Raw genomic sequence first — 15,483 nt, 5'->3', positions numbered from 1 at the left:
CCCCTTCGCCGCCTGCCGCTGCGTGATCGCCGCCGTCAACGTCGTCTTGCCGTGGTCCACGTGACCGATCGTCCCCACGTTCACGTGCGGCTTCGTGCGCTCGAACTTCGCCTTGGCCATGCCTGTCTCGATCCTCCGGCTCGCCGGCGGTACCCGCCGCCCGGCCTGCTATCGGTTGACGATCTTCGCCGCGACGGCCGCGGGCACCGGCGCGTAGTGCGAGAACTGCATCGTGTAGGTGGCGCGGCCCTGCGTCATCGACCGCAGGCTGTTCACGTACCCGAACATCGCAGCGAGCGGCACCTCCGCGCGGATCACCTGCGCGCCGCCGCGCATCTCGAGGCCGGTGAGCTGCCCGCGCCGCCCGTTGAGATCCCCCTGGACGGGGCCCACGAAGTCGCCCGGCGTCACCACCTCGACCTTCATGATCGGCTCGAGCAGCACGGGATCGGCGCGGCGCATCGCCTCCTTCACCGCGAGCGAGCCCGCGACCTTGAAGGAGCGCTCGGACGAGTCGACGTCGTGGGCCTGGCCGTCGAGCAGCCGCACCCGGACGTCCACGACCGGGAAGCCGGCGAGCTCACCGCTCTGGAGCGCCTCCTCGCAGCCGTGCCGGACCGCCGGCACGAACTCCCGCGGGATCGGCGCACCCTTGGTGGCGTCCTCGAAGAGGAAGCCCTGGCCGGCCTCGTTGGGGCCGACCTCGACCGTCACCACGCCATAGTCGCCCGAGCCGCCGGTCTGCTTGATGTAGCGGCCCTCGGCGCGCACGGCCCGCGTGAGGGTCTCCTTGTAGGCGACCTGCGGCGGGCCCACGTTGGCGTCGACCTTGAACTCGCGCAGGAGGCGGTCGCAGATGATCTCGAGGTGCAGCTCGCCCATGCCGGCGATCAGGGTCTGCCCGGTCTCCGGGTCGGTGTGGACCCGGAACGAGGGGTCCTCCTGCGCCAGCCGGTCGAGGGACTCGCCGAGCCGCTCCATGTCAGCCTGGGTCTTCGGCTCGATCGCGATCGAGATCACCGGCTCCGGGAACTCCATGGGCTCGAGCGCGATCGGGTGGCGCGGGTCGCACAGCGTGTCGCCGGTCGACACCGTCTTGAGACCCACCACCGCCACGATGTCGCCGGCGAAGGCCTCCGGGATCTCCTGGCGCTTGTTGGCGTGCATCTGGAGCAGGCGGCCCACCCGCTCCTTGCGGTCGCGGCGCACGTTGAGGACTTGCTGGCCCGTCTCGATGCGCCCCGAGTAGACGCGCAGGTAGCCGAGGTGCCCGACGTGCTTGTCGGACATCAGCTTGAAGGCGAGCGCCGAGAACGGGGCGTTGTCGTCGGCCTTGCGCGTGCGCGGCTCGCCGCTGCGCGGATCCGTCCCCTCCACCGCGGGGACGTCGAGCGGCGACGGCAGGTAGGCGACCACGGCGTCGAGCAGCGGCTGGATGCCCTTGTTCTTGAACGCCGCGCCGCACAGCACCGGCACGAGCTGGAGCCGCAGCGTGGCCTCGCGCAGCGCCTTGCGGATCTGGTCGGGCGCGATCGCCTCCCCCTCGAGGTAGGCGGTGGTGAGCGCGTCGTCGCTCTCGGCCGCGGCTTCGAGCAGCCGCTCGCGCGCGCTCTCGACCGCGGGCTGCAGGTCGGGCGGGACCGGCCCTCGCTCGAAGCGGGCGCCGAGCTCGTCCTCCTGCCAGCGCACCGCCTGCTGCTCGACCAGGTCCACCACGCCCACGAAGCCGTCCTCGACCCCGAGCGGGAGCTGCACCGGCACCGGCCGCGCGCCGAGCCGGTCGCGCATCATCGCGAGGCAGCGCTCGAAGTCCGCGCCGACCCGGTCCATCTTGTTCACGAACGCGATGCGCGGCACCCGGTACTTGTCCGCCTGGCGCCAGACCGTCTCCGACTGCGGCTCGACCCCTGCGACCGCGTCGAAGACCGCGATCGCGCCGTCGAGCACCCGCAGCGAGCGCTCCACCTCGATGGTGAAGTCCACGTGTCCCGGCGTGTCGATGATGTTGACCCTGTGCTCGTTCCAGGAGCAGGTCGTCGCGGCCGACGTGATCGTGATGCCGCGCTCCTGCTCCTGCTCCATCCAGTCCATGGTCGCGGCGCCGTCGTGCACCTCGCCCATCTTGTAGTTGACGCCCGTGTAGAAGAGGATCCGCTCGGTGGTCGTCGTCTTCCCGGCGTCGATGTGCGCCATGATGCCGATGTTGCGCGTCCTCTCGAGCGGCGTCGTACGCGGCATACCCTGGCTCCGGGCGGCGTCCCTACGCCGTCCCTACCACCGGTAGTGGGCGAACGCCTTGTTGGCGTCGGCCATCCGGTGGGTGTCCTCCCGCTTCTTCACGGCCTCGCCGCGCTCGTTGGCGGCGTCGATCAGCTCGTCGGCGAGCTTCTCCTCCATGCTGCGCCCGCCGCGCGAGCGCGAGTACTGCACGAGCCAGCGCATCGCGAGCGAGGTGGCGCGCTCCGGGCGCACCTCGACCGGCACCTGGTAGGTGGCGCCGCCCACGCGGCGCGACTTCACCTCGATGCGCGGGCGCACGTTCTCGAGCGCGCGGCGGAACATCGCCAGCGGGTCGTTGCGGGTCTTGCTCTCGATGATCCCGAACGCGCCGTAGACGATGCTCTCGGCGGTGCTCTTCTTGCCGTCACGCATCACGATGTTCGTGAAGTACCCGAGCTGGCGGTCGCCATACTTCGGGTCGGCCTGGTGCCTGCGCTTCGGAACTTCTCGTCGCCGCGGCATCGTATGCTCCCTACTTGGGCTTCTTGGCGCCGTACTTGGACCGGCTCTGCTTGCGGTTCCCGACGCCCTGGGTGTCGAGCGTCCCGCGCACCACGTGGTAGCGGACGCCCGGCAGGTCCTTGACGCGCCCGCCCCGCACCAGCACCACCGAGTGCTCCTGGAGGTTGTGTCCTTCGCCGCCGATGTAGGCCCACACCTCGTTGCCGTTGGTGAGCCGCACGCGCGCCACCTTGCGCAGCGCCGAGTTCGGCTTCTTGGGCGTCTGGGTGCACACGCGCGTGCAGACGCCCCGCCGCATCGGCGAGCGGTCGAGGTCGGGCGACTTGCTCTTGCTGCGCGCGAGCGCGCGGCCCTTTCGCACCAGCTGCTGGATCGTCGGCATGCGCTCTCCGTTGGATCCCGTCGCGGCGTCTACACGCACGCGTGTTGTACGTCCGGGAGGTCGCGACGGCGCTCGCGGTGCCGCGGTGACCGGCCGCGCATGCTCCCGTGCGCGACCCCGGGTGGCTCCGACCCTGCCCGGCCGCGGGCCGGGTGGTCTCGGACGCCAGAGAAACCGCCCCCCTCTGCCCTCCCGGATGGCGAAGAGGCCGGAACACCGCAGGACGGGCTCGGGCGGGCTCTTCGCGGACACACGGGCGGGCCGCAGGAAGCGCGGCCTCGGTCGAAAATCCGCCGCACGATAGCGGCGATGGACCCCCTGTCAACCGGTTCACGAGCCGGCCCGGAACACCGTGCGCCGGAGCCTCCCGCGAGGCCACGCACCCGAGCGCGCATGGCCTCGCTAGCCCCCGCTCAGAGCGGAGACCCCTCCGGGGATGCGCTCGCCTCCTCGCTCGCGGCCGGCGCCGCCTGTGCGGGAGGCCGCACCTCGAGCTCCTGCACGTCGCCCACCCGGGCCACCAGCTCGGGCGGCGCGTCGATCTGGATCCCGATGTTCGCGTAGCGCGCCATCCCGGTCCCGGCCGGGATCAGCCGGCCCATGATCACGTTCTCCTTGAGCCCGTGGAGCCGGTCCGTCTTGCCCCAGATCGCCGCCTCGGTCAGCACCTTGGTGGTCTCCTGGAAGGAGGCCGCCGAGATGAACGACTCGGTCGAGAGCGAGGCCTTGGTGATCCCGAGCAGCAGCGGCTCCGCCGTGGCCTCGGCCTTGCCCTCGGCGCGCACCCGCGCGTTGGCGGCCTCGAAGAGGCTCTTCTCGACCTGCTCGCCGACCAGGAAGTCGGTGTCGCCGGCCTCCTTGATGCGCACGCGCCGGAGCATCTGGCGCACGATCGTCTCGATGTGCTTGTCGTTGATCTTGACGCCCTGCAGGCGGTAGACCTCCTGCACCTCGTCGACCAGGTACTTGGCCAGCTCCTTCACGCCCGAGATCCGCAGGATGTCGTGCGGGTTCGAGGAGCCGTCCATCAGCGCCTCGCCCGCCCGCACCCGGTCGCCCTCGTGCACTGCGATGTGCTTGCCCTTCGGGATCAGGTATTCCCGCGGCTCGCCGCCCTCGTCCGGCGTCACCAGCAGGCGCCGCTTGCCGCGCACGTCGGTGCCGAAGGACACCACGCCGTCGATCTCGGTGACGATCGCCGTCTCCTTCGGCTTGCGCGCCTCGAAGAGCTCCGCCACGCGCGGGAGCCCCCCGGTGATGTCCTTGGTCCGCGTGATCTCGCGCGGGATGCGCGCGACCACGTCGCCCGCCGCCACCGCGTCGCCGTCGGTGACGGCCAGGTAGGCACCCACCGGCATCAGCTTCTCGTGCAGCGTCTGGCCGTCCGCGTCGAGGATCGAGATGCGAGGCTGGAGCGACGGGTCCTTGGACTCGACGATCACCTTCGAGGCGAGGCCGGTGAACTCGTCCACCTGCTCCCGCATCGTGACACCCTCGGTGATGTCGCCGAAGCGCGCCGTGCCCTTCACCTCGGCCAGCAGCGGGTTCGCAAAGGGGTCCCACTCGAGGAGCATCGCGCCGGCCTTCACCGCCTCGCCGTCCGTCACGCGCACCCATGCGCCGTAGACGACCGGGTGCCGCTCGCGCTCGTGCCCGGTGGCGTCGTAGACCACGACCTCGCCGTGCCGGTTGCTCGCGATCTGGCGCCCCTGGCGGTCCTCCACCGTGCGCAGGTTCAGGTAGCGCGCCTCGCCCTCGCTGCGCGCCTCGGCGCTCGACTGCTCGGCGCGCCGTGTCGCCGTACCACCGATGTGGAAGGTGCGCATGGTGAGCTGCGTCCCCGGCTCGCCGATCGACTGTGCCGCGATCACCCCGACGGCCTCGCCCAGGTTCACCATCTCGCCGCGCGCCAGGTCGCGCCCGTAGCACAGCACGCACACGCCGAAGGGCGCCTCGCAGGTCAGCACCGAGCGGATCTTCACCCGCTCGATGCCGGCGTCCTCGATGCGCTGCACCTTCGCCTCGTCGACCTCTTCGCCCGCGCGCACGATCACCGCACGGTCGCGCGGATCCACCACGTCCTCGACCGTGACCCGGCCGAGGATGCGCTCGCCGATCGCCTCGATCACCTCGCCGCCCTCGACGAGCGGCCCCATCTCGAGGCCGTCGGTCGTCCCGCAGTCGGGCTGGCGGATGATCATGTCCTGGGCGACGTCCACGAGACGCCGCGTCAGGTAGCCCGAGTTGGCGGTCTTGAGCGCGGTGTCGGCGAGACCCTTGCGCGCGCCGTGCGTCGAGATGAAGTACTGGAGCACCGAGAGCCCCTCGCGGAAGTTCGAGGTGATCGGCGTCTCGATGATCTCGCCCGATGGCTTCGCCATGAGCCCGCGCATCCCGGCGAGCTGGCGCATCTGCTGCGCCGAGCCACGGGCGCCCGAGTCGGCCATCATGTAGATCGAGTTGAAGCTCGGCACGCGCACGTCGTTGCCGTCCGCGTCGCGCCGCACCTCGGTCCCGATGTTCTGCATCATCTGCGACGACACGCGTTCGGTCGCGTCCGCCCAGATGTCGATCACCTTGTTGTAGCGCTCGCCGTCGGTGATCAGGCCCTCCTGGTATTGCGCCTCGATCTCGCGGACCTGCTCGTTGGCGCCCCCGATGATCCGCTCCTTGTCGGCAGGGATCGTCATGTCGTCGACGCAGAACGAGATGCCGGCCTTGGTCGCGTACTGGTAGCCGAGCGTGCGCAGGCGGTCGGCCAGGATCACCGTGGCCTTGTTGCCGAGCCGGCGGTAGGCCTGGTCGATCAGCTCGCCGAGCGCCTTCTTGTCCATCACCTTGTTGATGATCTCGAAGGGGATCTCCGCGGGTACGATCTCGCGCAGCAGGATCCGGCCCGCCGTGCTCTCGACGCGCTTGCCGTCGATGCGAACCTCGATCCGCGCGTGCAGGTCGAGCGCGCCGCCGTCGAAGGCAGCGACCACCTCCATCGGGCTCGCAAAGCGCATGCCCTCCCCGCGCGCCCCGGGGCGCTCGCGGGTCATGTAGTAGCAGCCGAGCACGATGTCCTGCGTGGGGCCGATGATCGGCCGCCCGGTTGCCGGCGACAGGATGTTGTTGGTCGACATCATGAGGACGCGGGTCTCGATCTGCGCCTCGATCGAGAGCGGAACGTGTACGGCCATCTGGTCGCCGTCGAAGTCCGCGTTGTAGGCCGCGCACACGAGCGGGTGCAGCTGGATCGCCTTGCCGTCGATCAGCTGCGGCTCGAAGGCCTGGATGCCCAGCCGGTGCAGCGTCGGCGCCCGGTTCAGCATGACCGGGTGCTCGCGCACCACCTCGGCCAGGATGTCCCAGACCTCCGGGCGCTCCTTCTCGACCATCTTCTTGGCGGCCTTGATCGTCGTCACGTAGCCGCGCTGCTCGAGCTTCGAGTAGATGAAGGGCTTGAAGAGCTCGAGCGCCATGCGCGTCGGCAGCCCGCACTGGTGCAGGCGCAGCTCGGGCCCGACCACGATCACCGAGCGCCCGGAGTAGTCGACGCGCTTGCCGAGCAGGTTCTGGCGGAAGCGGCCCGACTTGCCCTTCAGCATGTCGGAGAGCGACTTGAGCGGCCGCTTCGAGGGGCCCGTGATCACGCGCCCGCGCCGGCCGTTGTCGAAGAGGGCGTCCACCGCCTCCTGCAGCATCCGCTTCTCGTTGCGGATGATGACCTCGGGCGCGTTCAGCTCCTGGAGGCGCTTGAGCCGGTTGTTGCGGTTGATCACGCGCCGGTAGAGGTCGTTCAGGTCGCTCGTCGCGAAGCGCCCGCCGTCGAGCGGCACCAGCGGCCGCAGGTCGGGCGGGAGCACGGGCACCACCTCGAGGATCATGTGCTCGGGGCGGTTCGTGGACTCGCGGAACGCGTCGAGCACCTTGAGGCGCTTGGCGATCTTCTTGCGCTTGGCCTCGCTGGTGGCCTCGCGCATCTCGCCGCGCAGGCGCTTGCACTCGCCCTCGACGTCGATCTTCGCGAGCAGCTCGCGCACGGCCTCGGCGCCGATCCCGACCTCGAAGGCGTCGCGGCCGTACTTCTCGCGCGCCTCGAGCAGCTTGTCGTCGCCCAGCAGCTCGCCGACCTCGAGGTCGGTCTCGCGCGGGTCGATCACGATGTACGACTCGAAGTAGAGCACGCGCTCGAGGTCGCGCAGCGACACCTCGAGGATGTTGCCGATCCGGCTCGGCAGCGACTTCAGGAACCAGATGTGGGCCACTGGCGTCGCCAGGGTGATGTGGCCCATGCGCTCCCGGCGCACCTTCGACTGGATCACCTCGACGCCGCACTTCTCGCACACGACGCCGCGGTGCTTCATGCGCTTGTACTTGCCGCAGTTGCACTCGTAGTCCTTCACGGGGCCGAAGATCTTCGCGCAGAAGAGCCCGTCCCGTTCCGGCTTGAAGGTGCGGTAGTTGATGGTCTCCGGCTTCTTGACCTCGCCGTGGGACCATTCGCGGATCTTGTCCGGAGAAGCGATCGAGATCCGGATGCTGTCGAAGGCGAGCGGGTCCTTCGGCTTCTCGAACAGGTTGTACAGGTCGCGCAAGAGGTTCACCTCCTCAGGTGAGCTGCTTGTCCTCGACGAGGTCGACGTCGAGGCCGAGGGCCATGAGCTCCTTGACGAGCACGTTGAAGCTCTCCGGCAGGCCGGGCTCGAGAGCGTGCTCGCCCTTCACGATCGACTCGTACATGCGGGTGCGCCCGCCCACGTCGTCCGACTTGACGGTGAGGAACTCCTGGAGCGCGAAGGCGGCGCCGTAGGCCTCCATCGCCCAGACCTCCATCTCGCCGAGCCGCTGGCCGCCGAACTGGGCCTTGCCGCCCAGCGGCTGCTGGGTGACCAGGCTGTACGGGCCGATCGAGCGGGCGTGGATCTTGTCGTCGGCGAGGTGGTGGAGCTTCAGCATGTAGAGCACACCGACCGTCACGTCGCCGTCGAAGGGCTCGCCGCTGCGCCCGTCGAAGAGCACCATCTGCCCGCTCGTCGGCACCTGCGCGCGCTCGAGCTCGCGCTTGATCTCGCCCTCGCCGGCGCCGTCGAAGACGGCGGTGGCGACGTGGACGCCGCTCGCCACGTCGCGGGCCAGCGACAGGATCGCCTCGTCGCCGGCACCGGCCAGGACGCGCGTGATGCCCGCGTCGTTGTAGAGCTCCTGGAGCTTCTTGCGCAGCTCGCCGACCTGCACCCCGCGCTGCTGTTCGAGCAGCTCCTGCACGTGCTGCCCGAGCCCGCGCGCGGCCCAGCCGAGGTGCGTCTCGAGGATCTGCCCCACGTTCATGCGCGAGGGCACGCCGAGCGGATTCAGCACGATGTCGACCGGCCGCCCGTCGGCCATGTAGGGCATGTCCTCCTCGGGGAGGATGCGCGAGATCACGCCCTTGTTGCCGTGGCGGCCGGCCATCTTGTCACCGACCGACAGCTTGCGCTTGATGGCCACGTAGACCTTGACCATCTTGAACACACCGGGCGGCAGCTCGTCGCCCTTCTTGAGCCGGGCGATCTTCTCGTCGAAGACCGTCTTGATCACGCCCGAGCGCTCTTCGATGTTCTGGAACACGCGCTCGACCTGGTCCTGGACCCGCGCGTCGCTGACCTGCACGTCCTTCCAGCGGCGCTGCGGGATCTGGGCCAGGATCTCGGCGGTCACCGTGTCGCCGGGGTTGAGCCACACCTCCTTGCGGCGCTCGTCGCCTACCCGGTTCGCGGCGCTCTTGCCCGTCAGCAGCTCGCGCACCCGGGCGAGCGCGCTCTCGCGGATGATGCGGACCTCGTCCTCCTGGTCCTTGCGCAGGCGGTCGATCTCCTGCTCTTCGATCGCGCGGGCACGCTCGTCCTTCTCGACGCCGCGGCGCGAGAAGACCTGCGCGCCGATCACGATCCCCGACACGCCGGGCGGAACGCGCAGCGAGGTGTCGCGCACGTCGCCCGCCTTCTCGCCGAAGATGGCGCGCAGCAGGCGCTCCTCGGGCGAGAGCTGGGTCTCCCCCTTCGGCGTGATCTTGCCGACCAGGATGTCGTCCGGATTGACCTCCGCGCCGATCCGCACGATCCCCGACTCGTCGAGGTCCTTGAGCGCCTCCTCGCCGACGTTCGGGATGTCGCGGGTGATCTCCTCCTTGCCGAGCTTGGTGTCGCGGGCGACGCACTCGAACTCCTCGATGTGCACCGAGGTGAACGAGTCGTCCTTGACCACCCGCTCGGCGATCAGGATCGAGTCCTCGAAGTTGTACCCGCCCCAGGGCATGAAGGCGACGACCATGTTGCAGCCGAGCGCCAGCTCCCCGCGCTCGGTGGCGGGGCCGTCGGCGATCACCTGCCCGCGCCGCACGCGGTCGCCCGGCGTCACGATCGGACGCTGGTTGATGCAGGTGTTCTGGTTGGAGCGCTGGTACTTGATCAGGTTGATGATGTCGACGTTCGAGCCGGTGCCGTCGTCCTCGTCGGGCTTGATCACGATGCGGCTCGCGTCCACCGACACCACCGCGCCGTCGCGCTTGGCGACCACGGTGACGCCCGAGTCGCGCGCCACCACCGCCTCCATGCCGGTCCCGACCAGCGGCGCCTGGGTGCGCAGCAGCGGCACGGCCTGGCGCTGCATGTTCGATCCCATCAGCGCGCGGTTGGCGTCGTCGTGCTCGAGGAAGGGGATCAGCGAGGCGGCCACCGACACCAACTGGTTCGGCGACACGTCCATCATGTCGATCTCTTCGCGCGGCGTCATCTGGAACTCACCGGCACGGCGCGCCTGCACGAGCTCGGCGAGGAAGCTCCCGTCCTCGGCGGTCACGGCGTTCGCCTGGGCGATCGCGAGCCGCTCCTCCTCGAGCGCCGACAGGTACTTGACCTCGTTGGTGACCTTGCCGTCGCGCACCACGCGGTACGGCGTCTCGATGAAGCCGTAGTCGTTGACGCGCGCGAAGGTCGAGAGCGACGCGATGAGCCCGATGTTCGGGCCTTCCGGCGTCTCGATCGGGCAGATCCGGCCGTAGTGGGTCGGGTGCACGTCGCGCACCTCGAAGCCCGCGCGCTCGCGGGTGAGCCCGCCCGGCCCGAGCGCCGACAGGCGCCGCTTGTGGGTCACCGCCGACAGCGGGTTGGTCTGGTCCATGAACTGCGAGAGCTGGCTCGAACCGAAGAACTCCTTGATCACCGCCGAGACGGGCTTGGAGTTGATCAGGTCGTGCGGCATCAGCGTCTCGATCTCCTGGAGCGACATGCGCTCCTTGATCGCGCGCTCCATGCGCACCAGCCCGATCCGGTACTGGTTCTCGAGCAGCTCGCCGACCACGCGCACGCGGCGGTTGCCGAGGTGGTCGATGTCGTCGATCCGCTTGCTGGGATCGGCACCGTTCTTGAGGTCCACCAGGTACTTGACGGCGGCGAGGATGTCGTCGCGGCGCAGGGTCGGAAGCTCGCGGAGCGGGATCTCCTCGGCGGGGGCGTTGGCGCCGTTCGGATGCCAGAGCGCCCGGGCGTCGGGATCGAAGGAGAGCTTGTGGTCCAGCTTGAGCCGGCCCACCCGCGAGAGGTCGTAGCGCTCGGGGTTGAAGAAGAGGTTGTGGAACAGGGTCTTCGCGGTGTCGAGCGTGGGCGGGTCGCCCGGGCGCAGGCGCTTGTAGATCTCGATGATCGCGCTGTCCTGCTCGGCGAGGCCGGCGGCGGCGTCGCGCTGCTCGCGCGGCTTGTCGGCGAGCAGGGTGTCGCGCATCGACGTCCCGGTCAGCACCGGGTCGAGATAGAGCACCCGGAACTCGTGGATGTTGCGGGCCAGGAACTGGTCCAGGTGGGCCTGGGTGAGCTCCTCGTTGCACTCGATGATGACCTCGCCGGTCTCCTCGTCGACGAGGTCGACCGGCGACACGCGCTTGACGTTGTCCTCCCGGACCAGGTCGTCGACACCGATCGGGATCCACTCGAGGCCGGCTTCCGCCATCCGGCGCAACGTGGCCTTGTTGAACTTGCGGTCCTTGCGCAGCAGCAGGTTGCCGGCCTCGTCCTTCACGTCGGCCGTGGCGCGCTGTCCCTCGAGGAGCTCCGGGACCACCCGCTTCAGGTAGCGCGGCTTCTTGCCGTCGAGCTCGCTGCGGATCGTCTCGGGCTTGTAGAAGTGGTCGAGCAGCTCCTCGGTCGTGTAGCCGAGCGCCTTCAGCAGCACCGTCGCGAAGATCTTGCGGCGGCGGTCGATACGGGCGTAGAGCAGGTCCTTGTGGTCGAACTCGAGGTCGAGCCACGAGCCGCGGTAGGGGATCACGCGGCACGAGAAGATCTTCTTGCCGGCGGCACTGACCGTCGACGAGGTGGTGGTGTCGAAGAAGATGCCGGGCGAGCGGTGCAGCTGCGAGACGATCACGCGCTCGGTGCCGTTGATGATGAAGGTGCCGTTGTCGGTCATGATCGGGATCTCCCCGAAGTAGACCTCCTGCTCCTTCACGTCGCGGATCGTCTGCGAGCCCTCGGCGTCGTCCCATGCCACGAGCCGGATCGTCACCTTGAAGGGCGCGGCATAGGTCATGCCGCGCTGCAGGCACTCCTGGACGTCGTACTTCGGCTCCTCGAGCACGTAGCCGACGAACTCGAGCGACGCGGTGTCGTTGAAGTCCTTGATCGGGAAGATCGAGTGGAAGACCGCCTGCAGGCCCGTGTTCTCACGCTTCTCCAGCTCGATCTGCGTCTGGAGGAAACGCTCGAAGGACTGCTTCTGGATCTCGATCAGGTTGGGGATCTCGAGGATCCCGGGGATCTTCGAGAAGTTCTTGCGAACCCGGGGTGCATTCTCGGAGAACTGGATCTCGGTCACGCTCGGTGTGCCCTCCAGACGGAGTGGATGGCTGCGGCAGGAGACGCGGGCGCCGGGCGCCCGTCGCGCGTCGGGCCGCGACGGATGGCCGGCACGCCGCGGCGCTCCGGCGGAGCCCCGCCGGCGCGCCGCGCACGCCGGCGGGCCAGGAATCCGCTACTTGACGTCGACCTGGCCGCCCGCCGCCTCGACCTGGGCCTTGATCTTCGCGGCCTCGTCCTTGGAGACGCCTTCCTTGATCGGCTTCGGTGCGCCCTCGACGAGGTCCTTGGCCTCCTTGAGGCCAAGGCCCGTGATCGCGCGCACCTCCTTGATGACCTGGATCTTCTTGTCGCCCGCACTGAGGAGGATCGCGTCGAACTCGGTCTTCTCCTCGGCCGGCGCGGCGGCCGCAGCGCCCGGGCCGGCCGCGGCTGCCACCGCCACCGGCGCGGCGGCGGAGACGCCCCACTTCTCCTCGAGCAGCTTCGCCAGCTCGGCGGCCTCCATCACCGTGAGGCTCGAGAGCGTGTCGACGATCGTGTTGAGATCAGCAGCCATGACTGTTGGACCTTTCCTTCGAGTCGTGCCGCCGGGCCTCCCGCGGCCCGGCGCAGTGGATCGGAGCGGTCTCCCGCTCCGGAGCAGCGATCAGGAGGCGCCCGCCGCCTCCTCGAGACTCTTCTGGCGCGCGGCCAGGAGCCGCGCCAGCTGCCCGGCAGGCGCGGCGAGCACGCCGGCCACCTTCGTGGCCGGTGCCTGGATCAGGCCGACGAGCTTGGCGCGCAGCTCGTCGAGCGAGGGCAGCGTCGCAAGCGTCGCGATCTCGGCGGCGCCGAGCGGATGCCCGTCCATCACGCCGCCGCGCAGCTTGAAGACCTCGTGGTCCCTGGCGTAGTCGACCAGCACCTTGGCGAGCCGCGCCGGGTCACCGAACGAGAAGGCCAGCGCGGTCGGGCCCTTCAGGTGCCCGGCGAGCGCCTCGCCGTCGGCGCCCAGGGCGGCCCGCCGCACCAGCGTGTTCTTCGTCACGCGATACTCGAAGTCGGCGCCGCCGGCGGCCCGCAGCTTGGCGCGCAGCGCGTCCACCGCCGCGACCGTGAGGCCGCGGTACTCGGCGACGAACACACTGCTGGCCCGCGAGAACCGCTCCTGCAGCTCCGCGACCTCGGTCTCCTTCTGCGCGCGCGTCAGCACGGCTCGCTCCTCCTCACGCCGCCTTGGTCACTGCCACGGAGGCCGGGTCGATCCGTACGCCGGCGCCCATCGTGGTGGAGAGGGTGATCTTCTTGAGATAGGTGCCCTTCGCCGCCGAGGGCTTGGCGCGGACCAGGGCGTCGATCAGCGCCGTCGCGTTCTCGACCAGCTGCTCCGCGCTGAACGACTTCTTGCCCACCGCGACGTGGACGATGCCGGCCTTCTCGACCCGGTACTCGACCTTGCCGCCCTTCTGCTCCGCCACCGCCTGCGCGACGTTCATCGTGACGGTGCCGAGCTTCGGGTTGGGCATGAGCCCGCGCGGGCCGAGCACGCGCCCGAGCCGCCCCACCACGCCCATCATGTCGGGCGTCGCGATCACGCGGTCGAAGTCGAGCCAGCTCTCGTCGGTGATCTTCTTGGCCAGGTCGTCGGCGCCCACGAAGTCGGCGCCCGCCTCGCGCGCCTCCTTCTCCTTCTCGCCCTTGGCAAAGACCAGGATGCGCACGGTCTTGCCCGTGCCGTGCGGCAGGACGATGCCGCCGCGCACCATCTGGTCCGCGTGCTTGGGGTCGACACCGAGGTTCACCGCGAGGTCGACGCTCTCGTCGAACTTGGTGGTCGGGGCGGCCTTCAGGATGTCCACGGCCTCGCGCAGCGGGTACGCCCGCGTGCGGTCGACCGCGGCCAGCGACGCCTTCATCCGCTTGCTCTGCGGCATCAGCCCTCCACCACGTCGAGGCCCATCGAGCGGGCCGTCCCGGCGACGATGTTCATCGCGGCATCGATGTCGTTGGCATTGAGATCCGGCAGCTTGAGCTGCGCGATCTCCCGTACCTGTGCCTTCGTGACGGTGCCGACCTTGGTGCGGTTGGGCTCGCCCGAGCCCTTCTCGACCTTCGCGGCCTTCTTGAGCAGGACCGCGGCCGGCGGCGTCTTCAGCTCGAAGGTGAAGCTGCGATCGGCGTAGATCGTGATCAGCGCCGGAATGATCAGCCCCTGCTTGTCCTGCGTGCGTGCGTTGAACGCCTTGCAGAACTCCATGATGTTGACGCCGTGCTGGCCGAGCGCGGGGCCCACCGGGGGCGCGGGGTTGGCCGCACCGGCGGGGCACTGCAGCTTCACGATCGCGACGACCTTCTTTGCCACTTGCGCCCTTCTCCGTTCCGTCTCGTCCTGGCCCGTCCCGGCTCGCCGGGCTCATCCGCTGCAAGCGCGCGGGATGCAAGGGCAGCGGCGGCGTGCCCGCCGTCCGTAGCGATCGCGCGCCGTTACGCCTTCTCGAGCTGCGTGTAGTCGAGCTCCACCGGGGTGGCCCGGCCGAAGACCTGCACCATGACCCGGACCTTCTCCTTGTCCGGGCGGACCTCGTCGACGAAGCCCTGGAAGTTCGCGAACGGGCCGCTCGTCACGCGCACGTTCTCGCCCTCCTCGAACTTGATCTTGGGCTTGGGCTTGACCGCGCCTTCCTTGATCTGCGCGGTCATGCGCGCCACTTCGTCGTCGGAGATCGGGGTGGGCTTGTTGCCGCCGCCTCCGACGAAGCCGGTGATGCGCGGGGTGCCCCGCACGATGTGCCAGGTCTCGTCGTTGAGGACCATCCGGACGAGGATGTAGCCGGGGAAGAACTTGCGCTTCGAGGTGCGCTTCTCCCCCTTCACGACCTCGACCACCTGCTCCTCCGGGATCAGGATCTCGTCGAAGAGGCCTTCCTTGCCCTTCAGCCGCGCGGCCTCGAGCAGGCCCTGCTTCGCCTTCTGCTCGTGCCCCGAGTACGTGTGCACGATGTACCAGCGCTTCTCCGCGGGCGGCGCGGGTGCCGGCCGGCTCTCCGCCGGCCGGTCCTGCTCCTCCCGGGGCCCGGAAGGCAGCGGCGGCGTCTCTTCGCTCACGGCAGCACCTTCCCCACGCCCCAGGCGAGGACCATGTCCACCACCCCGAGCACCAGCGTGATCACACCGACGACCACGATCACGCCGACCGTGCCCGCAACCGCCTCCTTGCGCTGCGGGAAGGTGACCTTCCGCAGCTCGGCCAGGACGTCCTCGAGGTAGCCCCGGGTGGCCTGTACCCACCCCCCGGAGGCCGACTCCCGCTCTACGACGTCCTTGGCCATCTCATCTCCGTGGCAGGCGCGGAGGGACTCGAACCCCCAACCCCCGGATTTGGAGTCCGGTGCACTACCAGTTGTGCTACGCGCCTAGAATCGCTTCGACCCCTGCCACCTCTACTCGACGATCTCGGCGACGACGCCCGCACCCACCGTGCGGCCGCCCTCGCGGATCGCGAAGCGCAGCTCCTTGTCCATCGCGATCGGCGTGATGAGATTCACCACCATCTCGATGTTG

General features: G+C 69.5%; 13 protein-coding genes and 1 tRNA gene. All 14 read right to left on the bottom strand.

The window, feature by feature from the left end:
* Positions 1 to 120, bottom strand: a 120-nt coding sequence (locus OZ948_19470; protein MEB2346898.1) for a GTP-binding protein, incomplete at its 3' end; no start/stop codon positions are given.
* 48 nt (positions 121 to 168) lie between these two features.
* Positions 169 to 2,238, bottom strand: coding sequence for an elongation factor G (fusA, locus tag OZ948_19465; protein ID MEB2346897.1), 2,070 nt, complete (start codon positions 2,236 to 2,238; stop codon positions 169 to 171).
* A gap of 33 nt (positions 2,239 to 2,271) precedes the next feature.
* Entirely contained in the window at positions 2,272 to 2,742 is a 471-nt protein-coding gene (rpsG, locus tag OZ948_19460; protein MEB2346896.1) for a 30S ribosomal protein S7, read from the bottom strand.
* Between the two features lie 10 nt (positions 2,743 to 2,752).
* Entirely contained in the window at positions 2,753 to 3,124 is a 372-nt protein-coding gene (gene rpsL / locus OZ948_19455; GenBank protein MEB2346895.1) for a 30S ribosomal protein S12, read from the bottom strand.
* A gap of 413 nt (positions 3,125 to 3,537) precedes the next feature.
* Positions 3,538 to 7,707, bottom strand: a complete 4,170-nt coding sequence (gene rpoC / locus OZ948_19450) for a DNA-directed RNA polymerase subunit beta' (GenBank protein ID MEB2346894.1) — start codon at positions 7,705 to 7,707, stop codon at positions 3,538 to 3,540.
* A gap of 13 nt (positions 7,708 to 7,720) precedes the next feature.
* The gene (gene rpoB / locus OZ948_19445; GenBank protein MEB2346893.1) at positions 7,721 to 11,950 is read right to left on the bottom strand and encodes a DNA-directed RNA polymerase subunit beta; all 4,230 of its coding nucleotides are present in this window, start codon (positions 11,948 to 11,950) and stop codon (positions 7,721 to 7,723) included.
* Positions 11,951 to 12,115: 165 nt separating this feature from the next.
* Complete coding sequence (gene rplL / locus OZ948_19440) at positions 12,116 to 12,499, bottom strand: 50S ribosomal protein L7/L12 (GenBank protein MEB2346892.1); 384 nt, start codon at positions 12,497 to 12,499, stop codon at positions 12,116 to 12,118.
* Positions 12,500 to 12,589: 90 nt separating this feature from the next.
* Complete coding sequence (rplJ, locus tag OZ948_19435) at positions 12,590 to 13,135, bottom strand: 50S ribosomal protein L10 (protein MEB2346891.1); 546 nt, start codon at positions 13,133 to 13,135, stop codon at positions 12,590 to 12,592.
* A gap of 13 nt (positions 13,136 to 13,148) precedes the next feature.
* Positions 13,149 to 13,856 carry a 50S ribosomal protein L1 gene (gene rplA, locus OZ948_19430; protein ID MEB2346890.1) on the bottom strand — a complete coding sequence of 236 codons (708 nt, stop codon included), beginning with the start codon at positions 13,854 to 13,856 and terminating at the stop codon, positions 13,149 to 13,151.
* The gene (gene rplK, locus OZ948_19425; GenBank protein ID MEB2346889.1) at positions 13,856 to 14,284 is read right to left on the bottom strand and encodes a 50S ribosomal protein L11; all 429 of its coding nucleotides are present in this window, start codon (positions 14,282 to 14,284) and stop codon (positions 13,856 to 13,858) included. Before rplK ends, rplA begins: the two co-directional genes overlap by 1 nt.
* Positions 14,285 to 14,406: 122 nt before the next feature.
* A complete protein-coding gene (gene nusG, locus OZ948_19420; GenBank protein MEB2346888.1) occupies positions 14,407 to 14,922 on the bottom strand; it encodes a transcription termination/antitermination protein NusG in 516 nt (171 codons plus the stop codon).
* 101 nt (positions 14,923 to 15,023) lie between these two features.
* Entirely contained in the window at positions 15,024 to 15,251 is a 228-nt protein-coding gene (gene secE, locus OZ948_19415; protein MEB2346887.1) for a preprotein translocase subunit SecE, read from the bottom strand.
* 10 nt (positions 15,252 to 15,261) lie between these two features.
* A tRNA-Trp gene (locus OZ948_19410) sits at positions 15,262 to 15,337 on the bottom strand.
* A 25-nt stretch (positions 15,338 to 15,362) separates the two neighbouring features.
* Positions 15,363 to 15,483, bottom strand: a 121-nt coding sequence (gene tuf / locus OZ948_19405; protein ID MEB2346886.1) for an elongation factor Tu, incomplete at its 5' end; no start/stop codon positions are given.

The sequence above is a fragment of the Deltaproteobacteria bacterium genome (assembly GCA_035063765.1).
GTDB lineage: Bacteria > Myxococcota_A > UBA9160 > UBA9160 > PR03 > CAADGG01.
Note: the sequence above shows the minus strand (reverse complement) of the source record. Positions and strands in the feature narration are given on the sequence as shown.

What these genes read in the sequence shown, in the direction of transcription:
- fusA (MEB2346897.1), bottom strand. Translation starts at nt 2,238, where the DNA reads ATGCCGCGTACGACGCCGCTCGAGAGGACGCGCAACATCGGCATCATG.
- rplA (MEB2346890.1), bottom strand. Translation starts at nt 13,856, where the DNA reads ATGCCGCAGAGCAAGCGGATGAAGGCGTCGCTGGCCGCGGTCGACCGC.
- rpsG (MEB2346896.1), bottom strand. Translation starts at nt 2,742, where the DNA reads ATGCCGCGGCGACGAGAAGTTCCGAAGCGCAGGCACCAGGCCGACCCG.
- secE (MEB2346887.1), bottom strand. Translation starts at nt 15,251, where the DNA reads ATGGCCAAGGACGTCGTAGAGCGGGAGTCGGCCTCCGGGGGGTGGGTA.
- rpsL (MEB2346895.1), bottom strand. Translation starts at nt 3,124, where the DNA reads ATGCCGACGATCCAGCAGCTGGTGCGAAAGGGCCGCGCGCTCGCGCGC.
- rplL (MEB2346892.1), bottom strand. Translation starts at nt 12,499, where the DNA reads ATGGCTGCTGATCTCAACACGATCGTCGACACGCTCTCGAGCCTCACG.